Origin of the sequence: Metaclostridioides mangenotii (assembly GCF_017873185.1) — a bacterium.
In the GTDB taxonomy this organism is placed as follows: Bacteria; Bacillota; Clostridia; order Peptostreptococcales; family Peptostreptococcaceae; genus Metaclostridioides; species Metaclostridioides mangenotii.
Window position 1 is genome coordinate 387,214 of sequence record NZ_JAGGJX010000001.1, and the last position, 26,136, is coordinate 413,349.

Genomic DNA, 26,136 nt, shown 5'->3' on the forward strand with positions numbered 1-26,136 from the left:
TTTTTTCCAAGTTGTAGATAATGAAGGTGCAGGTATTCAAATATTGGCACTATAAATAAACTCGACTTTTATGCATTTATATTAAATGTTACGGAACAACTTACACTATTGAAGAAAGGCTTGAACCTAATTTTTAGTTTGAAATATATAATTTTAACATAAAATATTATAGATGATTTTTAAAAGAATAGGGCAAATAGAACTCTTTTTTATTAGCTTAGTGGTACTCAGGTTTTCAAATATAAAAAATAACCTCCTATAGTTAAATATAAATAACTATAGGAGGTCATTTTTAAATTTCAAACTTTATTTGAGTTTTTTATTTTACTTTGCTTAGTTTAGTTTAATATATTCAGATTAAAAAATTTTATAAAAAATGATATTGACAATTATTATCAAAAAGAGTATTCTAAAGTTAAATCCGAGTGTTTTAGTAGGAATTAAAAAAGGAGGAGTATATATATGAATCGTAGATTATTAAATATAGATAATGTTTATGCCAGTATAGAGGGAAAGAGTATCTTAAATGGTTTAAATATTCAAGTTAACAAAGGTGAAATACACGTAATAATGGGTCCTAATGGTGCTGGAAAATCAACTCTAGCTAATGTATTAATGGGACATCCTAAATACAAGCTAGAGAGTGGAAGTATACTGTTTGATGGAGAATTAATTGATGAATTAAAGGTAGATGAAAGAGCTAAAAAAGGTATATTCCTATCATTTCAGAATCCAGAAGAAGTAAATGGTGTAACAGTAGAGAATTTTCTCCGTACAGCGGTAACATCTCAAAATGGTAAGGCACCAAAAATTTTAGCATTTAATAAAGATCTCAAAAAGCAAATGGAAGAATTAAAGATGAATCAAGAATTATCTAAACGATACTTAAATGTTGGGTTTTCAGGCGGAGAGAAAAAGAAAAATGAAATTCTTCAGCTTTTAACTATACAACCTAAACTGGCAATTCTAGATGAGACGGATTCTGGGCTTGATGTAGATGCTATGAAAGTTGTATCAAACGGAGTGAACTTATATGCTAACTCAGATAATGGCGTCATTATTATAACACATAACAAGAGAATACTAGAAAATATTAATGTCGACTATGTTCATGTATTGAAAGCAGGTAAAATAATTGCTACAGGACCTAAATCTTTAGCAGATGAGATTGAAACTAATGGATATGAAAAGTTTTTAGAATCATCTGATGAAAGTAAAGAAGGAGGAGAAGATCATGGCCGAAGATAAAACATATGTCGAAGATATTGATCGCGGTATCTACGATATTAAAAACGAAGATACATACTCTTTTAAAGCTGATAAAGGTCTAGATGTAAAAATCATTGTGGAAATTTCAGAAGGTAAGAACGAAGCGGACTGGATGAGGGAGTTTAGACTTAAATCATTAAAAACTTATGAAGAATTAGACTTACCTCCATGGGGTCCAGATCTAAGTGAATTAGATATGAGTCAAATTGTTACATACGTAAGACCAAAGGTAGATATGAAAGAAGATTGGAATGAAGTTCCTGAAGATATTAAACAGACATTTGATTTGCTAGGAATTCCGGAAGCAGAGAAAGCTTCTCTTTCTGGAGTCGGTGCACAGTACGATTCAGAAGTCGTATATCACTCTATTAAGAGGGAATTAGTTGAACAAGGCGTTATCTATACAGATATGGAAACAGCTGTAAGAGAACATGAGGATATAGTAAAGAAATACTTTATGAAAGCAGTACCGCCAAATGATCACAAGTTTGCTGCATTACATGGAGCAGTGTGGTCAGGAGGATCATTCGTCTATGTTCCAGAAGGTGTTCATGTTGATATTCCATTACAATCGTATTTCAGATTGAATTCACCAGGAGCTGGACAGTTTGAGCATACTCTTATCATCGTAGAAAAAGGTGCATCTCTACATTTTATAGAAGGATGTTCTGCACCAAAATACAATGTAACCAACCTTCATGCAGGATGTGTAGAGCTTTTTGTAAAAGAAGGGGCCAGCCTTAGATATTCAACTATAGAAAACTGGTCAAGAAATATGCTCAATTTAAATACTAAAAGAGCGATTGTTGAGAAAGACGGAAAAATAGAGTGGGTGTCTGGATCTTTTGGATCTAAGGTATCTATGCTCTATCCGATGAGTGTTTTAAAAGGAGATAATTCTACATCAGAATTTACAGGTATTACTTTTGCGGGAAATGGACAGGTACTTGATACAGGGGCAAAAGTAGTACATATAGGAAAAAACACTTCTTCTAATGTCAACTCAAAATCTATCTGTAAAGATGGAGGGGTTGCCAATTACAGAGGCGTGGTTAAAATTGGACCAAAGGCTGAAAATGCTAAAGCAAATGTATCTTGTGAATCCTTAATGTTAGATGATGAATCTAGATCAGATACTATCCCAGTAATAGACATAATGAATGATAAAGTAGATATTGGTCATGAGGCTAAGATAGGAAAAATAAGTGACGAATCTATTTTCTACTTGATGACTAGAGGACTTAGTGAAGACGAAGCTAGAGCATTGATAGTAAGAGGATTTGCAGAACCTGTTGCAAAAGAACTACCTTTGGAATATGCAGTAGAAATGAATCAATTAATCCAGCTAGAGCTAAAAGGTGCTATCGGATAGGAGGATAAGAAATGGCGAATACATTAAAAAAAATAAATGAATCCCCAGTATCCACTTACAGATGGCTGGGAGTAAACGAATGTAATATTGAAAATAGAGACTTCTATGAAAAGAAGAGTCAAATACATAGAAGTATAAAAGATAAAGGCAATGTTGTATTTTCAGAGGAACTTCTAGGAGTTGAAACTCAAATTCTACCTTCTCAGATTCCAATGGGCGAATCTTTTAGAAGTTATATCAATGATAATACTAATAAAGTACAAGTTATTAATATAAAAGAAGATACTAAAGAGCCAATGGTATTTGAATACAACTTAGATAAGGAAACTTATATTGAACGAGAGAAATTTATTTTAGAAGAAGGGGTTAATGGAACCTTCTTATTTGTTCAAAAAGGTGTAGGAACTCACTTAGGAATTAGAGAGATTCATGCAAAACCAGGATCTATAGGTAAGATAATTAAGGTCAATTTCTTGGAAAAAGATTCTTTAGATGTATTTGAAACAATTGTAAAAGCAGAGAAAGGCTCTAAAATAGAGATTATTCATATTAATTTGGGATCAGACGTTACAGTTGATAATCTGAATATACATTTAGAGGAAGAAGCTGAAGGTAGCATAACAGGCATGTATTTAGCTGGAAATAAGGACCAATTAGACATGAATTATTATCTAGAGCATGTAGGTAAAAATAGCAGCGGCGATATAGATGTCAAAGGAGTTTTAGACGGAGAAGCTCAAAAAATATTTAGAGGAACAATCGACTTTAAAAAAGGTGCTAAAAAAGCCAATGGTCGAGAGCATGAAGAAGTAATGCTTTTATCTGATAAAGTTAGAAATAGGGCTATTCCTTTGATTTTATGTACAGAAGATGATGTATATGGAGAGCATTCGGCCTCATGTGGAAGAATCGACGAAGATAAACTGTTTTACTTAATGAGTAGAGGACTTTCTTTAGAAGAAAGTAAGAAAATGATGATAGAGGGTAATTTCAACCCTATTTTAGATAAAATAGCACATCAATCAATAGTAGATGAAATAAAATCTGTTATACAAAGGAGAGTGTTGTAAATGAGAAATTATAAAAAAGATTTTCCTATCCTAATGGAATCAGAAAATCAGAAGAAACTCGTATATTTAGACAATGCCGCAACTACACAAAAGCCAACATATGTAACTGATGCTATCTTAGACTATTACAATGGCTATAATGCAAATCCACATAGAGGTTCGTACAGTATATCTGTTAAGGCTACAGAAGCCATGGAAAATGTGAGAAGTAAGGTTAAATCTTTTCTGAAAATAGAAGATAAAACGGGAGAAGTTATTTTTACTAAAAATGCAACAGAGGCTTTAAATTTAGTTTCTCAAAGCTATGGAAGAAGTTTTGTAGAAAAAGGCGATGAAGTTCTTATTACTATACAAGAGCATCACTCTAATTTAGTTACATGGCAACAAGTTGCAAAAGAAAAAGGTGCAACATTAAAATATATTTATCTAAATGAAGACGGCACTATAGATATGAAGGATTTTCTCAACAAGATATCAGAAAAAACAAAGGTAGTTGCTATTACACAAGTATCTAATGTTTTAGGATTTATAAATCCTATAGAAGAAGTCCTAAAAATAAGCAAAGAATACGGTGCAATTACTGTTGTAGATGGAACACAGGCAGTTCCGCATATGAGTGTTGACTTAAGCAAACTAGACCCAGATTTCTACGTATTTTCTGGACATAAACTATTAGCTCCAATGGGTGTAGGAGTCTTATATGGAAGAAGAGAATATTTAAACAAAATGCCACCATTTCTTTATGGCGGAGATATGATTGAATATGTAGAAGAGCAGAGCACTGAGTTTGCAGCTATACCATCTAAATTCGAAGCAGGGACCCAAAATGTAGAAGCAATCATTGGACTTGGAGCTGCAATTGACTATTTAGAAAAAATTGGAATGGATGAGGTACAAACACACGAGCAAAAACTAACAACTTATGCTATTGAACAGTTGAAGAAGCTACCTTATATTAAAATTGTCGGCAGTGAAAATGAGAAGCGAATTGGAGTAATACCTTTTGAAGTTTTAGATGTACATCCTCATGATGTGGCATCGATTCTTGATCAGGACGGTATTTGTATCAGAGCTGGAAGTCACTGTGCGCAGCCACTTTTAAATCATATGGGGTATAGAGCTGTATGCAGAGCATCCTTTTATATATACAATACGATAGAAGAAATTGATTATTTTGTTGAAAAACTACAAGGAGTAAGAAGGTGTTTAGGATATGAATCTTAATGAAATATACACAGAACTTATTATGGAGCACAATGCCAATAAAGAAAATAAAAGAAGTTTACAGCATGCTGATGTGTGCAAAAGAGGGCACAATCCAAGTTGTGGTGACGATATTACCTTAGAGATTGCTTTCGATGGGGATACAATTAAGGATGTTTCATACACAGGAAGCGGATGCGCAATTTCACAAGCTTCTACATCCATGATGATAGATTTAATAAAAGGAAAATCAAAACAAGAAGCATTAAATTTAGTAGATACTTTTCTAAAAATGATAAAAAGAGAAATAACAGATGAAGATCAATTAGAAGAACTAGAAGACGCTATGGCACTTAAAAACATTTCAAATATGCCTGCAAGAGTTAAATGTGCAGTACTGGCATGGCATACATTAAAAGATGCAGTAGAAGAGAATTAGTTAAAAGCTTTGTAGATAAGACGTATTATCGCATTAATTATTTTACGACCTGAAGAAATTGATCTGGCAGTGGTTTTGAAGCATTCAATACCACTGCTTTTTTATGTGTACTTTTATTTGTACTAATGTTTGGATATTTTAATTTTACTGATAGGATAGTTTTGGATAAAGTACTATGTCAAAGTCATACTCATCACGTTTTTTATGGTTTTTGGTATAAGTAACTTTATCTAAGACAGATTTTAATAATTTATTTTTTTCTTCAATAGTAGACGTGGCGTAATTTTCTAGGAGGTATTCAAGTGAAGGTAAAAATTCAACTTTTGCTTGATTTTTTTCTGTTTCTTTGTTAATTTCATTCTTTATATGCTTAATAGAATCATTTATAGTATCAATTCTATCACTTATATTTTTTAACCTATTTAAATAAGTATCAATATCGTAGATACGTCTTTCTAGAAAATCATGTAAACCATCTTTTTGTTTAGCGAGTTCATCGAGTTCTTTTTCTAGATTGGATAACATCTTTTTATAATCTTTTATGATTGTAGAATTGCTCTTTTTTATATCATTCTCAGAAATATCAATTTTATATCCAACAAGCCATCGTTCTAAAGACTCAATAATAGTTTTTTCCAGAATATCTAATTTAGTACTTCTATTTAAACAATTTGAGCAGACCATATATTTTGTATATATATTGGTTCCATCTTTATGCTTAGATGTGGAACTCTTTGCGACCAATGTATAACCACATAAACTGCACTTAACAATGCCAGCTAAAGGGTTAGTAAGAACATTATTCGGAGTAGATGAAATACTCCTTTTAGACCTTATACTATTGCATTTATCCCAAAGATTTTCAGATACAATAGGTTCATGAATTCCTTTTGCTATAATCCAGCTATCCTTTTCAGTTTTAGAACTCTTGGAACCTTTCCTTTTAGTAGTATTCCAAGTAATATAGCCACAGTAGACTTTATTTTTAATAATATCTCTTATTAATTTATCATAAAAAGTTCTTCCAGTTGTAGTTTTATAGCCTAGTGAATTAAGATAACTAGCGATTTTATTAGCACCATTACCATCGCTATACAATTTGTATATAATTTTTACAATTTCAGATTTTTCATCATCTACAACAAGATACCTATCTTTGTTTTGATATTCAATTTTATATCCATAGGGTGGGTTAGTAGCTACATACTTACCTTCTTCAATAGACTTTATTCTACCTCTTTGCATCCTTCTAGTAATCAATTTTAATTCTTTACGAGCCATAAATGCCTCAAACTCAGAATATTCTTCATCAAACTCATTATTAAGGTCATAGATTTTTCTAGGAGTTATTATTTTAGTATTACTTTCTTTAAATGTATCTAATATAAGTCCTTGGTCCTGCATATTTCCACGCCCTAAGCGATCTATATCCATAACTAGAACAGCATCAAATAAGCCATTCTTAACATCATTTAACAATTCCATCATTTTAGGTCTGTTAACGAGACTTTCGCCACTCACAAGTTCTTCTTTAATTTCAACTATATTTAAATTTTTCTCTCTAGCAATATTTAAAAGAGTAGATTTATGTCTGTCTAGAGTTTCAAATTCACCATTCTTTTCAGCCTCTAAGTCTGCACGTGACTTTCGCAAGTATATTGCCACATTCATTTGTATACCCCCTTAAAACCTGTCTATAGTAATTATATGTTTAAGAGATAATTATTATCACTATAGAGAAAACATGGAACAAAAGTCCGTATGTATAAAAGAAGAGTACTATCTTTTATGCTAAAAAGATGAAACTTTCAATTGATAAAACAGTATTATTTGAAACAAAGTAATAGGACAATTTTATATAGTCATAAAATCAAGTAGGGGGTGGGTGAGAATGGAATATGATGTAACATATAAGTACAACTCTGGAAAGACAATAGTTCATATTGTTTCACCAGAGCGCATATTAAAAAGAAAAATGACTCAGATGGAGATACAAAATATACTTGATGATGTGAAGAAATTGAAAATTGAGCGCTTAAAACGTATATCTTTACAATCTTGTGAACTAGATTAAAATAAAGTAATAGTTGGTAGCGAAATTCGAATTTATAGACGTATTGGTATTTTATAAATTGATAGTTTAATAATAACAGTATATTAAAGAAGATAGTAAAAGAGTAACTTAAATGAAGTGAAACCTAAAAATTTAACATTTGGGTCTCAGCACATAAACGCTACTCTTTTACTTTAGTAATTTATATGTTCGTTCATTTTATAGTTTAATCTCTACATTTATTATTACAACGGCAACATGATGAACAGCAATTACATCTGCTACATATATGAGATCTTGAAAATCTTCTTCTACATCTACTACAACGCACACATCTTTTACTTAAAATAAAAAATAATCTATCCATTTATACACATCCCTTAGAGATTATTAGAATATTAAATATTCTTATAGTATTGTATTAAAATTATATATTTTTGTTACACGATTTTTGTAAATTCTACATAATTTAGGGTATAATTTAGCAGAAATTTATGTTTTTTTATATTAAAAGAGTATTTCGCTTGTTACTCTTATATTTTTATGTATAATTTACATAGCATTATAGTTTTTTTAGTTCAGTTTATATTATTTCATTAGAAGACGTATTATTCTACAAAAAATTCACTAAAAAGAATTTAGAATCGACAAAATTTTCATAGATATTGATTTTTCTTATTGTTATATTATGGATGGAGGAATGAAATGAAAAAGAGATTAATAGTTATTTTTTGTTTGAATTGTTTAAAATATGAAAATAAAGCGATATAACTTTTGAAAATTTAATATGCGGTGTTAATATGTAAAGATAACTATTTGAAATTATTAAATATGATATAGTTATCAATAGTTAACTTAAAATAGTAATTTGTGATGATATATTTTTAATATTAATGGGAGGGTTAAATATGTATACTTGCGCTATGTGTAGTGAAAATTATTGTAAAAAAGGGGAACTAGGTTTATGTGTAGGGCATGATACTTTATTTATAAGAGTTTTAGGTCATAATCCATTAGCTGTAATTTATCAAGCTGAATCGTACTATAAAAATAAATTATTTCCACAAAAATAATAGTCGTATTCACCTCAAAACTTGATACTCAAACAGATGAATATAATAAAAGCTTCGGAATATTCTCATTTGCGATAACAATCGAAAAATGAACAATTTATAAAGACACCGCATTATTTCTGTGGTGTTTTTGTGTTGTACTTCAAAAAAGAAGTTCATCGTCTATAAAATCCATCCCTAAGAGAAGAATCATAAGCAGTTGGTAGTCAAGGAGACTCGAATTGATTGAATTAGAATTTTATACTTATGATAGAGCTAGATTCAATTCCTCACTTTTTTTCTTTGATCTATCTAAATATGTATCTATATCGTATACGCCTCTTTCAAGCAGGTCATGTAAGTTTTTTTGTATATCAACATCTGAGAGTTCTAGAAATTGATAGAGATAAGCTATTCCAACGCTTATAAGTATTTATCTTTCCTATAATAAAATTGATTAAACTTAATAAAAACATACTTTTTTCTGATATAATAGATTTAGTTTTCGTAAAATTTGCGAAAAAATTACATAAAAATATTTTAAAATGGAGAAAAAAGGAGAAAAATGAAAAAAATATCTTATTTATTATTATTATCTTGTATTATGACATTTTTTGCTGTAGGATGTTCAAAACCAACCAATGAATCAAATTCTAAGAATGATGAAAAAAAGGAAATTGTAATAGGAGTAAGTTCAGTTTCTAAGGATTTAGGTTATTCAGGAAAAGAAGAATTAGAAAAAATGGGTTACAAAGTTGATATTAAAGTTTTTGATGATTATGTGTTACCAAATGATGCATTAGTGGAAGGTTCAATAGATGCTAATTTCTATCAGCATGAATCATACATGATTAATTATAATAAATCAAAAAAATCAGATATAGTCATGTTAGAACCAAAATTATATAATTATTATTCTGGATTGTATTCTGTAAAGGCAAGTAAAATTGAAGACTTACCTGAAGGAGGGTATATTGGGATAGCTGAAGATGCTTCAAATATGAGTGAACAATTAAAACAATTTGAAGAGGCGGGATTAATAAAATTAAATGATAAACCTTCTATTGGCGAGTTTTTCACTCCAGCTGACGTTATTGAAAACAAAAAAAATTATAAGTTCGGGCAAGGTGATGGCAATAAATACAAAAATATGGAAGACTATACGTGTTTAATAGGAACATCTAATACTATGGCAGAAGCTGGTATAGATCCAACTAAAAATTTACTTAAAAAATTTGTTGATCCAGAATTAGCTTTAGGAATATCTGTTATTAAAGAAAATAAAGACAAACAGTGGGCAAAAGATATCATGAAAGCATATTCTTCAGAAGTGGCAAAATCAAAAGTTCCAAAAGAAAGTGGCTTTGAAGCTGCAGAGTAATTTAAAAAATATTTGGAGTATAAAATATGATAGAAATAAAAAATTTAGAAAAATACTATGATAACAATAAAGTTTTAAACGGTATAGATTTACAAGTTAAAAAAGGGGAAGTTTATGGTTTGATTGGAATAAGTGGTTCTGGTAAATCGACTCTTTTAAGATGTATTAATGGACTTGAAAATTATACAGTAGGTAGCTTAAAGGTTAATGGACTTGAAATTAATTCATTAAATAAAAAAGATTTACGAGATTATAGAAAAAATGTATCTATGATTTTTCAAGATTTTCCACTATTATCTAGAAAAAATATTTATGAAAATATAGCCCTTCCTATGAAGTGTTGGAATTACAGTGACGAGGAGATCAATAAAAGAGTGAAAGAACTGTCAGAATTAGTTGGTATCACAGACAAATTGAAAGTTAGGCCTCACACTCTTTCAGGAGGACAAAAACAAAGGGTTATAATAGCGAGAGCTTTAACCATGAATCCGAGTCTTTTATTATGTGATGAAGCAACTTCTGCGTTAGATCCAATAACTACAAAATCTATATTAAAACTATTGCGTAAAATCAATAAAGAATTAGGGCTTACTATACTAATTGTAACTCATCAGATGGAAGTTATAAAACAAGTTTGCGAAAACGTTTCACTAATTGAAAATGGTGTAATAGCTGCCACGGGTTCTGTAGAAGATATCTTTATAAATCAAGATCCAGAATTTAACCAATTTTTAAGCGAAGATAATAATTTATTTGATGATAAGGAAACTTATATCCAAATAATGATTAGAGAATCAGATAACTCGGTATTAATCTTAGATGATCTAATTAATAAACTAAATATAAAAATTAAAGTCTATGGTGGTCAATTAGGGAACTTTAGAGACAAAAAAATAGGTTCTATAATAATAAAAGTTAATAAAAATGATTTAATAGAAGTGGAAAATTTTTTAGACTGTAAAAATATTATTTGGCACATTATAAATAAATAAATTTGAAGGTGATAACAGTGAATTCTTTATATAATGATAACTCATTAAACTTTTGGAAAATGATAATGATACCTGCTTTTAAATCTACCTTTCAAATGGTAATAGCAACTACTATTTTAGGTACAATTCTAGGTTCAATTATCGCTATAGTTTTATTAATAACAAATAAAGAAGGTATACATCCTAATAAATACATATATCGTATAGTCTCGTTTGTTGTAAATATAGTAAGATCTTTTCCCTTTGTAATACTAATGGTTTTTTTATTACCATTAACAAAAACTTTAGTCGGAACTTCTATAGGCGTTCAAGCAGCCATTGTTCCAATGACTATATCCGCATCTGCATTTATAGCAAAACTAATTGAAAATTCTATGCAAGAAGTCGATAAATCATTAATAGAAGCAATGAAGTCTTTTGGAATAAAAGACTATCATCTTATTACAAAGGTTATATTGTCTGAGGCTACACCCTCAATTATATCAGGAATTATATTAGCGACAATATCAATTTTAGGATTTACTGCAATTGCAGGAACAATGGGAGCTGGAGGAATTGGATCTGCAGCCATTACTTACGGATATCAAAGTTTTAATTATCAAGTCATGTATTTTATAGCTTTTATACTTGTCGTTTTTGTTGAAGGAATACAGACATTTGGAAATTATATATATCGAAAAATGAAATAACATAATATTTGTTGAGACACTGTAGTGAACCCACAAAATTAGATTTTTATGTCTAACTTTTGGGGTTCATTTTTTCATTCTCAGCTCATTTTTATCTTTAACATCTTAGTATTTTACAAATATGACATAATCGTTTCCCTTAATGTGTAATGACACGAGAATCAATAATTCTTTATGGGGTGAAAATATTATGAAAAACTATTCTTATACAATGATATACATTATATTGAATTTATTGTATGTAATAATAAAGTAGTTTGAATTCATCATTATGTAAATAACTCGAAAAATTCCAATAGTTATAATGGTAATGCAGATAATATTATAGCAATATATGAAATTAAGCTTGGTGATAACATTAATGAAATAGTAAATAAAGGAGGGGATGAGTATAGAGGTATATGATGTAACATATAAACTTAACGGTGGAAAGACATCGGGCCATGTAGTCCCAACAGAGCGAGTTCTAGAAAGAAAGATGACTAAAGAAGATGAAGATCAGATGTAGATCTAACTTTTAGTAGAATATTGTAAAGATTTCAGTTAAAATGTAAATAGAACTAAAATTATAATTTACGTATATATAAATAGGCAGGAGGTACAACTTGAATTTTTTTAAAGAATTAATGTTAGATAAAAATAGACCAATATTGGTTTTTTTATTTATATGTTTGAGTTTATTTTTGATTAGCGATATGATTAGTGTTGTTTTATTGACATTTGTTCTTACTTATATTACAAATAGATTGGTTGTAACTATTAATAATATAATAAAAATATCTAAGACAAGTATTACAATATTTATTTATCTAATGATTATTTTGTTTTTATACATGATAATCAAGTACTATGTACCAACACTAGTTAATCAGTCAATGCTAATGATTGACTCGCTGTTTAAATTTTATCCCGATATATTAGAATCTTCTTTAATTGGCGATATTCTATCTAAAATAAGTTTTAAAGAAATAAAAGATCAGATGTTAGATGGAATAAAAATACTAGTTGCATCAGTGACAAATATAACTTCATTTGGGATGACACTCGGAATGTCATTTTTATTAAGTTTCTTTTTTAATATAGAAGAAAATTGGGTTAAAAATTTTAGTAGAATGTTTTTAAATAGCAAATTCGGAGTTTTTTTTAAAGATCTCCAATTTATAGGGAATAAGTTCGTACAAACATTTGGAGTAGTATTAGAAGCACAATTTTTAATATCTTTAATAAATACAGCATTAACTATTGTATGCCTTTATATAATCGGATTTCCAAATTTAGTGAGTCTAACTTTTGTAATTTTCATTTTAGGGTTAATTCCGGTAGCAGGGGTAATTATATCTTTTATACCATTAACTCTTATTGGATATTCAACAGGAGGGATAAAAACTGTAGTTTATGTTTTTATTATAATTTGTATAATACATATGCTGGAATCATATATTTTAAATCCAAAGTTAATGAGTAAGAAAACTGAACTTCCAATATTCTTTACTTTTATAATATTAATTTTTTCAGAACATTTCTTTGGAGTTTGGGGTTTGATATTAGGAATTCCGACATTTGTTTTTCTATTAGATCTAATCGATGTCAAATCAATTAATAAGGTTAAAGATTAAATGGAGGGGAGAAATCCCCTCCATTTTTATGCTATTGTTTTAAAGTTAATAGTTAAAATTTCATTTGACTAACTCATCAAAATTTAGAATTAAAAAACGTGTTATAAACGAACTGATTATTGTATATCAGTTCTTACATTTACGTTGCCAGCATTAGTATTTTCACCAAGAGTAAGTCCTTTTTGTTTTAATACATATTCAAAAGTCATAAGTGGCATTCCACCTTTTCTACCACCTAATACCTCTTTACCTTTGAGATCTTCGTACTTAAAATCAAGCATTTTTTCTCTAGCGATTAAGAAACTTCCATCCCTTTTTGTAAGTTGCGCAAAGTTAACTGCATAGTCATCTTTATCTTTACTATGCACATATATAGAAGCTTCTGGACCCATAAGCCCTATGTCAGCTTCACCGGAAATAAGAGCAGCCATTGTTTTATCCGCGCCTTGTGTATTTATAGTATCAATTTCAATTCCTTCTTCTTCAAAGAATCCTTTAGTAATAGCTGCATACTGTGGTGCATAAAAAACAGAATGCGTGACTTCTGCAATTGTAATCTTATCAAGTTTTTTTGAATCGTCATTTCCTGTACTACATCCAGTTAAAAGTGTAGCACTTATAGCAAGTGAACTTGCCGCTGTAACAACTTTTTTAAGCATTATGATAACCTCCAATTATAAAATATACAGACATTATATTGTATTGGTATATATTACTATTTGTTACTTTCGTTTAATATTATCGAAATTTTGGCACTATAAAATCGTAAATGAAAGTATTGAATGAATACATTTATAGTAACAGACATTTATGGCTATTTTATCAGTTCGTAATAATGAAAAATATAAATCATATGAAAATTTTGAATAAGATAATAACAATCTTATTAATGATCCGCAAGAGTATATTGATATATATCATGGGACTATTATAGGAATACTTGAAAGAGATTATAATTAATTAATTATAAAAAGAAGGATCAGAACTTTTAAAGCTCTAATCCTTCTTTATTGATTAAATCGATTTTGTGAGAAATACGATTTAAGGTTAATTATATTGACATTTTCAGTTTTTCTATTTCAGCAAGAGTATTAACAACTTGCTGTGATAAAGTTATTGCACTTTCGTAATCCTTATTTGAGACAGCATTATTTAGGTTAATCACTTGCGTAATTAATTGTGTCATTTTATTGTATTTAGCGCTATCTGAGTTGATCATCAAATGTTCTTCATAAAGATTTTGAAGTACTGGTTTTGATGCGTTTGCATATGCAACTGCTTTAGCTTCATCTTTAATAACTTCAATAGCCATGCTATTGTTATAATCCATTATCGACTGTAGTTCGCTATTGAATACTTCTTTATTGTATAAGTCTTGAGGGTTCGTTGCATTTATACATCTTTGTGTAGTAACTTTATCAAGACTTCCTAGAGAAGTAAGCTTAGTTGCTCCATTAAGGATAGTTTTATCAGACATTCTATTAACTAGCACTATTGGAGTTTCTTTTGCAATTGTTGAACCAGTCAACGCGTCAACTAAAACATCTGATTTTGTTATGTAAAATTCACCTGTAGATTTGTAGAACTGATTGATTATCTTTTTGTTTGTATCAAATCTATCAGTACCACCTATTCTAGTGGATTTGGTGCTACTAACTAAGCTTTCACTCATAGAGTTTGAACCACCGATTACATAACTCTCTAGGTCTTTAGCATTAAATGTAGTAGTATTACCATCTGTAAGTATTATTGGAGCGCCGTCTCTTGCTGCTATTGGAGATATACTCATAGCATCTGGCTCTCCTTTGTAGGCATTAGTAAAGACTACTTTATCGATATCCTTAATTGTTTTTATTTCTGAAGCAACATTGTAGCTAGTTTTTATTCTGTCAGAACCGCTTATTCTTTTTACCTTAGTTCCATTTGTAGTTAAACTAGACTCAACTTTAGAACTTACTGAGTTAGTACCACCTATGATGTATACTTTTTCTGCCTTTTTAAGTCTTTCTTGTGTGATATTAGGTATCTTATCTTTTTGCGTCAACAGTATAGGGGAATCTGTAACCCCAGCTAAACCACTAGCACTAAGACCATCAGCTAAGCTATTATCAGAGTTTACTAATATAGCAGTAGTGTACTCTTGTTTATCAGCTATAAGTGCAGCAGTTTCATATCTATCTATGCCTTGAATTGTATCTACACTTGATAGAGCATTCGCAATAGGCATAGCAGCTATTACTATTGAAAAAGATAATCCTAAAGCCAATAACTTTTGTTTTACCTTCATATTTAACCTCCTATTAAAATTCACTTTTTACCTAAATTGTAAGAAAGTTACAATTTAGTTACAATTTATTATACAACAAATAGATTATTAATACAAACATTTTTGATTAATTAACATTAGAGTAAATATAAGGGATTATACCCGTATATTGGAAATATTAGGTTATATATATATATTTACCATATGTTTTCTATTGCAACAAAATTTTGTATTCCATATTTTGGAATATATTTAATATATATTTATTCTAAAAAGTTAATATTTAGTAACTATTTAGAAAATGTACAAAAAATAGTTGCAAAGGAAACTAGATATTGTTATATTAAAAATAGTTGCATACGAAACTAAATGGGAGGTTACTTATGGAGTCAATAGGAAAATTAAATGCAGCAATATATAGAAATATGGATAGTATTGTCAACTCTAAATTAAAAGATTTGCCGATAAGAAGTGGGCAGCAAGATTTTTTCTATGTTGTATCTATAAATGAAGGGATAACTCAAAAAGAGCTTAGTGAACACCTATATATTGGTAAATCAACAACTGCTAAAGCAATAAAAAATTTGGTTGATAGTGGATATATTAGAAAAGAAAAAGATGAAAAAGACAAACGGTCAGATAGACTTTATCTAACTGAAAAGGGAAGAGAAATTTCGCCAAGAATTCAACAAGGCTTTATCGAAGTTGTAAATGTAGCAATGAAAGATTTATCTGATGAAGAGATAGAAACAAGTATTAAGCTTCTAAATAAGATTTTAAATAATGTACATAAAAAAAAAATAAAAATCAATTCTAACATTGATGAGTTATAAAGAATTTTATATTTACAAAAGAACGGAAGTGAATAAGTGGAAGAAAATAAAGTAAAAACTACAATCTGGAGCAAAGAGTTTATATTAATAATGCTAATTAACTTATTGATATTTTGTAGTTTCCAGATGCTATTACCAGTTTTACCTGTTTATGTAAAAAGCCTTGGTGCAGCAGACTCAATAATTGGTTGGATAGCGGGTTTATCGACTATTGCTTCGATATTGATACGTCCGTTTGCTGGAGTAGCCTTAGATAAATATGGTAGAAAAGGTGTATTTTTTATAGGGCTATGTATTGTAATTTTAGCAACTATATCTTACGGATGGGTATCAGTAGTAGCAATGATTCTTTTTATTCGATTTATACATGGATTTGGATGGGGAATCTCAAGTACTTCTAGTAGTACTATAGCTTCAGATATTATTCCTAAAAATAGATTTGGAGAGGGAATGGGATATTTTAGTTTATCTAGTAGTTTAGCTATGGCATTAGCGCCTACTTTTGGTTTAAAGATAATTGCTGATTATAATTTTAGAATTGTTTCTGTAGCCTCATCTACACTTACAATTGTAGCATTGTTGTTGGCATTTACAATAAAGTATAAAAAAGTAGGTAAAGAAAACCTAAAAACGGACAATTCATTAGTAAAATCTTTAAAAGAGTCTTCACAAAATTCTTCTAAAGGATCTTTCAATGAATCTATTGAGAAACCTTTAAAATCTAAAATTAACTTATTTGAGAAAAGTGCGGTTGCTCCAGCTTCAGTTATATTTCTTATAACTATTACCTATGGATCTATAGTAGGATTTATATCCATATATGCGAATGACTTAGGTATAAAAAATGTAGGAATATATTTCACAATATATGCAATTTCCTTGTTGATTTCTAGACCTTTTTTCGGTAAGTTAGTCGATAGATATGGATTTGATATAGCTGTATTCCCAGGGCTTATATGTTTATTTCTGGGAATATTGGTATTAGTTTATGCAAATGGATTACTGATGTTTTCTATAAGCGGAGTTTTATATGGTGTAGGTTTTGGTGCAACACAGTCGAGCCTTCAGACGATGTCTGTGATAAATGCTCCAAAGGAAAATATAGGCGCAGCAAATGCCACATTTTTTAATGGGTTTGATGGGGGTATTGGAGTCGGATCAGTAGTAGCAGGTATAATTGCTTCAAATATTGGTTACAGTAAAATGTATATGTATTTATCAATATCAATAGTATTAGCTTTTTTGATATATTTCGTTTTTATTAGAGGAAAATCGAGTAATAAAATAGAAAATAAATAATAGCAGAATTAATATCACAAAAAATAAATTAATAACACAAATATAATAACGGGGGAATAAATTATGAATTTATGTTGGGTTACAATAAAGGTAAATAATCTAGAGGAATCATTAAAATTCTATAATGAAGTGATTGGACTTAATATATCAGAGCGTTTTAATACACCAGACGGCACAGAATTTGCATTGCTAGGGAAGAAAAATGAAGCAAAAATAGAGCTTATATACAGCCCGAATCATACTAATGTAAAGACAAGCGAAGATATAACAATAGGTTTCTTTGTAGATTCTCAAGAAATAGCGCTTAATATTATGGAAAAGAATAATATAGAGGTGACTAGAGGACCAATTTCTCCTAATCAAGATGTAAGTTTCTTCTTTGTAAAAGATCCTAATGGATATGATATACAACTTGTAGATAAAAAATAAGCTTTTAAGTCTATGATTTTAAATATATTAACATTAATCAGAATATAAAGTGTTTAAAAATTAATAAATATGGTTATATTATCCTTGAAAACCTTGAAAACAAGGGTTTAATGATATATAATTATAAGAACCAGCAAAGATAAAAGTTACGATTTAAAATTTCTTCAGAGAGCCGATGTTTGGTGAGAATCGGTGTAATAATAAATCTTTCCACTTTTGGAGCTGTCAGTGAGAGCTGAAGGTCGGTATCCTTTATAATACTATTTCGAGAGGCAAGTCTATTAGGCTTGCAATTTGGGTGGCAACGCGGAACCTTCCGTCCCATGTTTATACATGTGATGGAGGGTTCTTTTTGATATTATAAAATTAATTTTCTAAGGAGGAAAACTATGTTAGATTTAAGATTTGTAAGAGAAAATCCAGATATTGTTAAAGAAAACATCAAGAAAAAATTCCAAAATAACAAGCTTAGCTTAGTAGATGAGGTAATAGCTTTAGATTTAGAGCTTAGAGGAATTAAGCCTCAGGCAGACGACTTAAGAGCAGATAGAAATAAGATTTCTAAAGAAATCGGATCTCTTATGTCACAAGGGAAAAAAGATGAAGCAGAAGAGATGAAGAAAAAAGTTACTGAAGCTTCAGGAAAACTATCTGATTTAGAAACTAAAGAAAATGAACTACAAGAAAAAATTAAAACTTTAATGATGACAATACCAAATATCATTGACGACAGTGTGCCTATTGGTAAAGATGATAGTGAAAATGTCGAGGTTGAACGTTTTGGAGAGCCTATAGTACCAGAATTCGAGGTCCCATACCATACTGATATAATGGAAATGTTTAATGGAATAGACTTAGACAGTGCTAGAAAAGTTGCTGGAAGCGGATTTTACTATTTAATGGGAGATATAGCTAGACTTCATTCTGCTGTAACTTCTTATGCAAGAGATTTTATGATCGATCGTGGATTTACTTATTGTATACCACCATTTATGATAAGAAGTGAAGTTGTAACAGGAGTTATGAGTTTTGCAGAGATGGATGCGATGATGTACAAAATAGAAGGGGAAGACCTTTACTTAATAGGAACTAGTGAACATTCAATGATTGGTAAATTTATTGACACAATACTTCCTGAGGAAACGCTACCACATACACTTACTAGTTACTCTCCTTGCTTTAGAAAAGAAAAAGGTGCTCATGGAATAGAAGAGAGAGGAGTTTACAGAATACATCAATTTGAAAAACAAGAAATGATAGTAGTTTGTGAACCTGAAGAGAGTCCTATGTGGTACGATAAACTATGGCAAAATACAGTGGATTTCTTTAGAACTTTAGATATTCCAGTTAGAACTCTTGAGTGCTGTTCAGGAGATCTTGCAGATCTTAAAGTGAAGTCTGTTGATGTTGAAGCCTGGTCACCTAGACAAGAAAAATACTTTGAGGTAGGGAGTTGTTCAAACTTAGGAGATGCGCAAGCTCGCCGCTTAAAAATACGTGTAAACGGTGAAAATGGCAAATACTTTGCACATACTTTAAATAACACTGTTGTTGCTCCTCCTAGAATGCTTATTGCATTTTTAGAAAATAATTTAACTGCTGAGGGTACTGTTAAAATACCTAAGGCCCTACAGTCTTATATGGGTGGAATGACAGAGATTAAACAGAAATAATTTGTATGTATTGAAATATAAGGATTTATTATGATTTATTTATTTTCGTTATGTATAAAATAACCCAATAATAACCCAACTATAGGAATACTAACACAAATACTATAAAAAAATAAGACCTTCAGCTAACTAGTAGTTGAGGGTCTTATTTATAGTTTAAATATGTTATTTAATGTATTTACCGCTTCATATTTCTTTTCTTCCATAACTTCGGTATATATGTTCATAGTAATTGATATGTCACTATGACCCATAAGAGCCTGTACAGTTTTAGGAGGAACGTCATTTTCAAATAACCTTGTAGCATAAGTCTTCCTTAGACCATGAAATTTAATGGGTTCAATATCAAGCTTTTTTAACACCGCTCTTAAATTATCTTTGGGTCTTTGATGATTAATTGGCTGGCCAATATCATCAGAAAATACATAATCATTCTTTTGATATAATTCGCTCATTTTTAATATCTTAGTATTTTGTTCTTTTTTATATTCCCTTAATCTTATTAGAATATCATTAGGTAGCGGGATAGTTCTAATTGAATTATCTGTCTTGGGTTCATGTTCCACTATAGTATAAGTCTTATTTCCATTTGTCTCATATATGGGAACTTTCTGTAATGTTCTATGGACTGTTAAAGAGCAATTATCAAAGTCTATATCAGACCATTTTAAGCCTAAGAGTTCACCTCGCCTTAATCCTGTACTTATAGCAACTAAGAATAACATTTCTAGCTTATGACCTTTTATAGCTTCAATAAATTTTTGTTGTTGTTCAAGTGTCAATACTTCGGTTTTACGCTGTTCTTTGCTTATTTCCTTTGGTAGCGTAACCATAGAACAATAATTACGATCTATATATCCTTGTTTATATGCTTCATTTAAACAAGTTTTAAGTCTTTTATTGATATGCTTTATAGTGCTTACATTTAAACCATTATCAAATAGGTTATTATAATATTTCTGTAGGTGAGTATTTCTAAACTTCTTTAGTTCTATATTCCCTATAGTGTTATTATCTATATAGTTTTTATAAACATTGTGATAGCTATCAAAAGTGTTAGGTTTAATTTCTCTTTTCTTAAATTCCCATATCCATATATAAAACCATTGAGCAAGAGTCAACTTATCATTATCTAAGTTATAATCTAATGAATTTTGCTTTTTATATAACTCTAATTTTTCTTTTACTTCCTTTTGAGTTTTACCATAAAAAGATTTTCTGATTACTTTTCCATCTTCGTTATAACCAACCATTATACGTGATCGCCAACCATTTTTATATTTATCTATAGTGCCTTCGCCATTAGCACGTTTGGCCATAGTTATCACCTCACTTTTATATCCAATACTCCTTATACGCTTCTTTAAAATCATCCAAGTTATTTATATATGCAATTAGGGGAGAGTAGTCACCTATTTTAGATGAAGCTAAAGAACTTCTATATAAATCCTCATTATCCCAAGATACTATTTTAAGTGGAAGATTATTCTCTAGCATTTGTTTAAGCATTAAAAATCTTCCTATACGTCCATTACCATCCTGAAATGGGTGTATACGTTCAAATCTATAATGAAACTCCGCTATTGATTCTAATGTCACTTTATCAAGGTTGTAGTACCATTCAAATAATTCATCCAATAATGGTTCGACTTCAAATGGTTGAGCTAATTTAATATCTGTTCCAAGGATCATATTAGGAATAGTCTTATATATCCCAGAAAGCCCTCTTGAGTGTAGTGTCGTATTGAAAAACAGGCTTGAATGTAGGTTTTTTAAGAAACTATGACTAATATTCTGATCAAGAGTATCAATAACGGTATCAAATACGTAACTTGAGTTTACGGTCTCTTGTACATCATCTAAGGTATGTTTTCCTTCTACAATGTTTTTATCAAGCAATAAAGCCAAAGCTTCAGTTGTAAATGTACTTCCTTCAATTTTATTTGAATGATATAGGAAGTTATGTTTTAAAATGCCATATAGTGATTTTTTCAAATCTCTTGTTTCTATTAATCTATCTATAAATTTATTATTCATTTAATCACCTCGTTTCTATTTGTAACGACAAAATTCGTCGCTTGTTTAACTTACCAACTATGATTAGGTTAGTTTATAAAATAAATACTTTATATTTCATATGTAGGTACTATATAAATATAATAAGTAACTACTATATAATTGGTATGTGTGATTGTATACTCTCAAAATTCAGAGAGTATAATTAGATTATTCTATGTAGTTACAAAGTAAATATTATAAGTAACTACATGGGTATTATCCTGAGTAATCTGAGTCCTAAAAAGGTCATTTTACTTTCTATCATGATATTTATGTTTTACAAACTCTATATACTCTTTTATTTCATCTATTGCGTTTTGCGGAAGTCCATTAACATTTATTGTTATGGTATTGATATTGTCGGTATCTTTTTTCATTGATACTCCTTCATTATTTATTGCTACGCCATAATAATCTAATATTTTTGAGCTAGAAATGAAGTTTATAATATTGGCTATATTTTTATCATTTAGTCCATTTTTGATTAAATCATCTATAGGCTGGGGATCAATAATTTCAGATGATAAAACAGTAACATATGTCAATTGTATATTTTTATTATTTAATGTATTTATATAGGCATTTTTTTCTATAATATCTGCTATCTCAAGAGTAACGAGAAAACTATAAAATTGCTCTTCAGTTAATCCAAATATTTCAACAAACTTATAATAAAACTCAGAAGTTGAGAATTCGGGTAAAAAATCTCCATAGAATAAAGCTACAGCGTTATCATAACTTAGATCAAATAATTCCATTAATCTATGAACATCATCATCCCCAATAAATTTAGGCAAAGATATTGTATGATTAAAACCAATCGAACTATTTCCTATTACAATATCTTCAGTTATATTTTTATCGTGATAGCTATCATATGGATATAAACTATTTAAAAAATCTGATATATCGGCGCAAGTAACGGCATCATCCAACCAATATGTTAAAACACTAGCCTTGACCTTTAGAACGTCAGCTATTTTCTCAATTGCGGTATAAGTTGGCTCTCTATAATCTTTTTCGTAATTTAAAAGCCCATTAACTGATATACCGCTTTTTTCAGCTAATTCTTTTTGACTTATTTTCTTTATTTTCCTAACTCTTATTATATTTTCTCCTATGCTCATAATCCTATAACCTCCTAATTCACATTATATATAATAATTGCACAAATGTAAAATATTTTTTAGGAAACATATTGACATTACACGTTTGTTTGATTTATTATAAGAATATAAAGAAAAAAATACAACAAACGTAGGATTGTAAAAAGAGAGGAGGGAATTCATATGAGCTTAAATTTAAAAATAGCTAGAATTAAAAAAGGATACAAGCAGAAAGAACTTGCAGAGAAAATAGGGGTATCACGTTACTATTTAAGCAACTTAGAAAATGGAAAGAAAGTAAACACAAATATAAAGATTATGCAAAAATTGTCAGAAATTTTGGAGGTATCAGTACAAGAATTATTTTTTAGTGAGGAGGAATAACCTATGGATAACAATGTATTAGAAATGATGAAAACTATGCAATCAGCATTAAATGCAATGGTAGAACAACAGAAAGCCCAAGAAGCTAAAGAGAAGGGATACAGAGAGGTTGAGAAGTGGAAAAGGAATAAAGCCGAGTTAATTACGTGTAAAGAAGCTTCTAAGCTTTACCCTATAGGGGAAGGTAAATTTAGAGAATTGTGTAAAGCTAAAAATAATGATTTTCCTTGTATAACTATTAATTCAAGGATTTATATTTTAAGAAATAAATTAGATGATTGGTTGTATGAAAATTGCAATGGTTCAAAATTTTAATATAAGGAGTGATTTCATGAAAATGAAAGATTTTTACATATTTAAAGCTTTATGCGATATGGGTTCATACAGTTTAAGCTTTAGTGATTTACGTAAATTTAGAAGAGTATTGAAAGATGTTGAAAGTAGTCAAATTAAAAGTAGTAGTAGACATAGCTAAGTAGGTGGGGGAGTTGAGATATATGATTTCGCCATTAGATCTAGATTGGGATGAATTACTTGTTTATCACCAATTATATTTAAAGGCAGATTTTAAAACTGGAATTACAGAGTACACAGACAGGCAAATTGAACATAGTTTAAGGGAAGCTAAGATTGGAAGAACAAGGATAAAATCAATCATAAACAAGTTTAAACAACATGGGATATTCATTGAAATTTCAAAGGGAATAAGAGGTAAAAAATCAAAACCAGCGGTTGGAAAATTAGTTAAAATTTCAGAAATTGAGCAATCCTTAATCGAACCTAATGTGAACCTTAAACGAACCTTGGAAGGTGTTGATAATAGAGTAATTAATAACTCTTGTAAACCTAATACAACCCCTATTCAACCCTTATTCGATCCACTTATCAAAGAAAAAGGAATAAAGAATAATATAAATAGTGCTTCTAGCGAATCACTTTGGAAATTATATCCGAATAAAAAGGGTAAGGTTAGAGCTATGAAAAAAATCCCCAAGCTTTTAGAAGATTATGGTTTTGAGAAGTTAGAGAAATGTATTAGCAGATACAAAGCAGAGGTCGAGACAGAAAGAGTTAACGGCTTTAAAAATAAGAGTTATCAAAATGGTGATACATTCTTTAATGGTAGTTATGTTGATTATTTAGACGAAAATTATCTAGATAAATACACTCCTAATTATAAGCAAGAAAATATTGAAAAAGAAAATGTAAAGATTGAAAAGATAGGAGATTATGAATATGAATCTTTTTAAAAAGAGGACATGCATATGATTAAATATATCAAAAATATTGACCAAAACATATCTAATTTATATTTGAAATATAAATACAAGTATTTATTTAGTTAGATAAATATATATGCTTAAAATCGAAATAAGGAGGTTTAAATAAATTGATAAATAGCAACAGAGAAGAGCCACATAATTTAGAAGCAGAACAGAGTGTTCTAGGGGCAATGCTTTTGAACAAAGAGATTGTAAATATTGCTTCAAATAAATTAAAAATTCATTATTTTTTTTCAAAAAGCCATCAAATAATATTTGAAAGTATGGTTAATATCCACAATGACAATATGCCAATAGACATGGTAACAATTTCAGAAGATTTAAAGAATAGAGAGTTATTAGATCAAATAGGAGGTATTGGCTATTTAACAAGACTATCGACTGTAGTACCAACAATATCAAATGCAAATTATTACATCAATATAATTTTAGACAAATATATATCAAGGGAGGGAATCAGAGAATTAAATGAAATAATTGAAAAGCTATATCTTGGCAAATTAAAAGATGTGAGAAATGACTTTGATAGCTTTAAAAGTCTCATTTCAAATAATGGATCGGCAGAAAGCAGGTATATAAATGCTTCAAATGTGAAAAGGAGGAGGGACTCAAATCGATTTATATCTACTGGTTTTAAGGCTTTAGATTCACTGCTTAGTGGAGGTTTTAAATCTACATCATTGACTATTCTAACAGGAGACCCAGGAAGCGGTAAAAGCACTATTATAAATCAAATGATTGCTGAGTCAATATCCAACAATTTCAAGTGTTTATTATATAGCGGGGAGTTGCCCGCTAGTGATCTAATGCTATGGTTTAAAAGAACTGTGGCAAATGAATATCACCTAGTAGAGAGAGTTAGTATGTCAGGAAATAAATATAAAGATATAAATGACTATTGTTGGGATTTAATTAGTGATTGGATTAAAGACAAATTATTTATTTATGACGACGATATTATTGCGGATAAGAAAAATATATTAGAAACTATAGAAAATTTAGTGCTAAAAAAAGATGTTAAATTATTTGTTTTAGATAATCTTATGACTATGAATATAGGTGATGATCAAAAGCAATATAGAGAACAAAAACAATTGTGTTTATCGCTAAAGCAACTCGCAAAAAAATATGGTTTGGCCATAGTGTTAGTTGCACATCCTAAAAAGCCAATGGGAGATAACAAACCATCTATGTTTGATGTATCAGGAGCTAGTGAAATAGTAAACAGTGCTGATACTGTTCTAAGGATTGTAAGGCCTAAAGAAGATATTGAGGGTTCTAAGATTCTTTTACTAAAAAATAGATGGGGTGGTGTAACGAATAAAGCTATAAAAATCAGTTTTGATTTAGATAGAAAAAGATATTACACAGATGGTTCCGAGTTAATAAAAGACTATGGATACGATCTAAACAAGAAGTTTGTACAAGCAGAAATAAACTCACCATTTTAAAGATAATAGGAGGTTTTAATTTGGGATATTTGGAGCAAATAAGACAAGAATTAGATGTCATATCACAGAGGATTGATAAATCAGAAGAATACTTTAGTAATCTTAGTGATGAAGAAATAGAGAATGTAGAGGAATCAAAACAGTACAAAGTCTTACTAGATCTAATAGATAGAGGAAATAAATTATATTTGATATTAAATTCTGTAAGTCAAAGTTAA

28 protein-coding genes and 1 other annotated feature are annotated in these 26,136 nt (G+C 29.6%); of the genes, 22 read left to right on the plus strand and 6 right to left on the minus strand.

Translation table 11 applies throughout. The features are described from left to right. The first annotated feature begins 462 nt into the window (after positions 1-462). The 5 genes from sufC to sufU are packed head-to-tail and all read left to right on the plus strand — an operon-like array spanning position 463 to position 5,353. Positions 463-1,248 carry a Fe-S cluster assembly ATPase SufC gene (gene sufC / locus J2Z43_RS01885; RefSeq protein WP_209455596.1) on the plus strand — a complete coding sequence of 262 codons (786 nt, stop codon included), beginning with the start codon at positions 463-465 and terminating at the stop codon, positions 1,246-1,248. Beyond that, on the plus strand, positions 1,235-2,641 hold the full coding sequence (gene sufB, locus J2Z43_RS01890; RefSeq protein ID WP_209455597.1) for a Fe-S cluster assembly protein SufB: 1,407 nt from the start codon (positions 1,235-1,237) through the stop codon (positions 2,639-2,641). The genes sufC and sufB overlap by 14 nt, the downstream gene beginning before the upstream one ends. Before the next feature lie 11 nt (positions 2,642-2,652). Then, positions 2,653-3,711, plus strand: coding sequence for a SufB/SufD family protein (locus tag J2Z43_RS01895; protein WP_209455598.1), 1,059 nt, complete (start codon positions 2,653-2,655; stop codon positions 3,709-3,711). Then, positions 3,712-4,935: a cysteine desulfurase gene (locus tag J2Z43_RS01900; RefSeq protein WP_209455599.1), complete on the plus strand. Its 1,224-nt coding sequence runs from the start codon at positions 3,712-3,714 to the stop codon at positions 4,933-4,935. Then, positions 4,925-5,353, plus strand: a complete 429-nt coding sequence (sufU, locus tag J2Z43_RS01905; RefSeq protein WP_209455600.1) for a Fe-S cluster assembly sulfur transfer protein SufU — start codon at positions 4,925-4,927, stop codon at positions 5,351-5,353. The genes J2Z43_RS01900 and sufU overlap by 11 nt, the downstream gene beginning before the upstream one ends. 144 nt (positions 5,354-5,497) lie before the next feature. Here sufU and J2Z43_RS01910 read toward each other — a convergent pair whose 3' ends face one another. After that, positions 5,498-7,024 (minus strand): recombinase family protein, encoded by a 1,527-nt coding sequence (locus tag J2Z43_RS01910; protein WP_209455601.1) that lies wholly within the window; start codon positions 7,022-7,024, stop codon positions 5,498-5,500. 220 nt (positions 7,025-7,244) lie between these two features. On the opposite strand from J2Z43_RS01910, the gene J2Z43_RS01915 reads away from it, so the two are divergent. The 7 genes from J2Z43_RS01915 (at position 7,245) to J2Z43_RS01940 (ending at position 13,136) form a co-directional block, all read left to right on the plus strand. Then, positions 7,245-7,427 carry a hypothetical protein gene (locus J2Z43_RS01915; protein WP_027702091.1) on the plus strand — a complete coding sequence of 61 codons (183 nt, stop codon included), beginning with the start codon at positions 7,245-7,247 and terminating at the stop codon, positions 7,425-7,427. An 887-nt stretch (positions 7,428-8,314) separates the two neighbouring features. After that, positions 8,315-8,479, plus strand: coding sequence for a DUF1847 domain-containing protein (locus J2Z43_RS15235; protein ID WP_234925933.1), 165 nt, complete (start codon positions 8,315-8,317; stop codon positions 8,477-8,479). A 544-nt stretch (positions 8,480-9,023) separates the two neighbouring features. Continuing rightward, positions 9,024-9,839: a MetQ/NlpA family ABC transporter substrate-binding protein gene (locus J2Z43_RS01925; protein ID WP_209455602.1), complete on the plus strand. Its 816-nt coding sequence runs from the start codon at positions 9,024-9,026 to the stop codon at positions 9,837-9,839. A 26-nt stretch (positions 9,840-9,865) separates the two neighbouring features. Then, on the plus strand, positions 9,866-10,831 hold the full coding sequence (locus J2Z43_RS01930) for a methionine ABC transporter ATP-binding protein (RefSeq protein ID WP_209455603.1): 966 nt from the start codon (positions 9,866-9,868) through the stop codon (positions 10,829-10,831). A gap of 17 nt (positions 10,832-10,848) precedes the next feature. Then, positions 10,849-11,520: a methionine ABC transporter permease gene (locus J2Z43_RS01935; RefSeq protein ID WP_327786912.1), complete on the plus strand. Its 672-nt coding sequence runs from the start codon at positions 10,849-10,851 to the stop codon at positions 11,518-11,520. A 385-nt stretch (positions 11,521-11,905) separates the two neighbouring features. After that, positions 11,906-12,028, plus strand: coding sequence for a hypothetical protein (locus J2Z43_RS14970; protein ID WP_268828379.1), 123 nt, complete (start codon positions 11,906-11,908; stop codon positions 12,026-12,028). Between the two features lie 97 nt (positions 12,029-12,125). Beyond that, the gene (locus J2Z43_RS01940) at positions 12,126-13,136 is read left to right on the plus strand and encodes an AI-2E family transporter (protein ID WP_209455604.1); all 1,011 of its coding nucleotides are present in this window, start codon (positions 12,126-12,128) and stop codon (positions 13,134-13,136) included. A 116-nt stretch (positions 13,137-13,252) separates the two neighbouring features. Here the strand turns inward: J2Z43_RS01940 and J2Z43_RS01945 are convergent, their stop codons facing one another. Next, positions 13,253-13,795 (minus strand): ABC transporter substrate-binding protein, encoded by a 543-nt coding sequence (locus J2Z43_RS01945; RefSeq protein WP_027702085.1) that lies wholly within the window; start codon positions 13,793-13,795, stop codon positions 13,253-13,255. 392 nt (positions 13,796-14,187) lie between these two features. Then, positions 14,188-15,423: a cell wall-binding repeat-containing protein gene (locus J2Z43_RS01950; protein WP_209455605.1), complete on the minus strand. Its 1,236-nt coding sequence runs from the start codon at positions 15,421-15,423 to the stop codon at positions 14,188-14,190. A gap of 362 nt (positions 15,424-15,785) precedes the next feature. Between J2Z43_RS01950 and J2Z43_RS01955 the strand changes: the two genes are divergently transcribed. From J2Z43_RS01955 to serS, 4 genes are all read left to right on the plus strand, one after another. Then, complete coding sequence (locus tag J2Z43_RS01955; protein ID WP_209455606.1) at positions 15,786-16,235, plus strand: MarR family winged helix-turn-helix transcriptional regulator; 450 nt, start codon at positions 15,786-15,788, stop codon at positions 16,233-16,235. Between the two features lie 36 nt (positions 16,236-16,271). Beyond that, positions 16,272-17,534, plus strand: a complete 1,263-nt coding sequence (locus J2Z43_RS01960) for an MFS transporter (RefSeq protein WP_327786913.1) — start codon at positions 16,272-16,274, stop codon at positions 17,532-17,534. A 63-nt stretch (positions 17,535-17,597) separates the two neighbouring features. After that, complete coding sequence (locus tag J2Z43_RS01965; protein ID WP_209455607.1) at positions 17,598-17,963, plus strand: VOC family protein; 366 nt, start codon at positions 17,598-17,600, stop codon at positions 17,961-17,963. 127 nt (positions 17,964-18,090) lie between these two features. Beyond that, positions 18,091-18,290, plus strand: a binding site (T-box leader). 62 nt (positions 18,291-18,352) lie between these two features. Then, a complete protein-coding gene (serS, locus tag J2Z43_RS01970) occupies positions 18,353-19,636 on the plus strand; it encodes a serine--tRNA ligase (RefSeq protein WP_209455608.1) in 1,284 nt (427 codons plus the stop codon). A 149-nt stretch (positions 19,637-19,785) separates the two neighbouring features. Here serS and J2Z43_RS01975 read toward each other — a convergent pair whose 3' ends face one another. The 3 genes from J2Z43_RS01975 to J2Z43_RS01985 form a co-directional block, all read right to left on the minus strand. Then, positions 19,786-20,955, minus strand: coding sequence for a tyrosine-type recombinase/integrase (locus J2Z43_RS01975; protein ID WP_209455609.1), 1,170 nt, complete (start codon positions 20,953-20,955; stop codon positions 19,786-19,788). Between the two features lie 16 nt (positions 20,956-20,971). Beyond that, positions 20,972-21,673, minus strand: a complete 702-nt coding sequence (locus tag J2Z43_RS01980) for a Fic family protein (protein WP_209455610.1) — start codon at positions 21,671-21,673, stop codon at positions 20,972-20,974. A 272-nt stretch (positions 21,674-21,945) separates the two neighbouring features. Beyond that, the gene (locus J2Z43_RS01985; protein ID WP_209455611.1) at positions 21,946-22,821 is read right to left on the minus strand and encodes a helix-turn-helix domain-containing protein; all 876 of its coding nucleotides are present in this window, start codon (positions 22,819-22,821) and stop codon (positions 21,946-21,948) included. Positions 22,822-22,983: 162 nt separating this feature from the next. Between J2Z43_RS01985 and J2Z43_RS01990 the strand changes: the two genes are divergently transcribed. The 6 genes from J2Z43_RS01990 to J2Z43_RS02015 all read left to right on the plus strand — a co-directional run bounded on the left by J2Z43_RS01990 (position 22,984) and on the right by J2Z43_RS02015 (position 26,136). Further along, complete coding sequence (locus J2Z43_RS01990; protein ID WP_209455612.1) at positions 22,984-23,184, plus strand: helix-turn-helix transcriptional regulator; 201 nt, start codon at positions 22,984-22,986, stop codon at positions 23,182-23,184. A gap of 3 nt (positions 23,185-23,187) precedes the next feature. Beyond that, a complete protein-coding gene (locus J2Z43_RS01995; RefSeq protein ID WP_209455613.1) occupies positions 23,188-23,499 on the plus strand; it encodes a hypothetical protein in 312 nt (103 codons plus the stop codon). Positions 23,500-23,521: 22 nt separating this feature from the next. Then, the gene (locus J2Z43_RS02000) at positions 23,522-23,659 is read left to right on the plus strand and encodes a hypothetical protein (protein WP_209455614.1); all 138 of its coding nucleotides are present in this window, start codon (positions 23,522-23,524) and stop codon (positions 23,657-23,659) included. Between the two features lie 22 nt (positions 23,660-23,681). Beyond that, complete coding sequence (locus J2Z43_RS02005) at positions 23,682-24,434, plus strand: hypothetical protein (protein ID WP_209455615.1); 753 nt, start codon at positions 23,682-23,684, stop codon at positions 24,432-24,434. 140 nt (positions 24,435-24,574) lie between these two features. After that, entirely contained in the window at positions 24,575-25,918 is a 1,344-nt protein-coding gene (locus J2Z43_RS02010) for a replicative DNA helicase (protein WP_209455616.1), read from the plus strand. Positions 25,919-25,938: 20 nt separating this feature from the next. Next, entirely contained in the window at positions 25,939-26,136 is a 198-nt protein-coding gene (locus J2Z43_RS02015) for a hypothetical protein (RefSeq protein WP_209455617.1), read from the plus strand.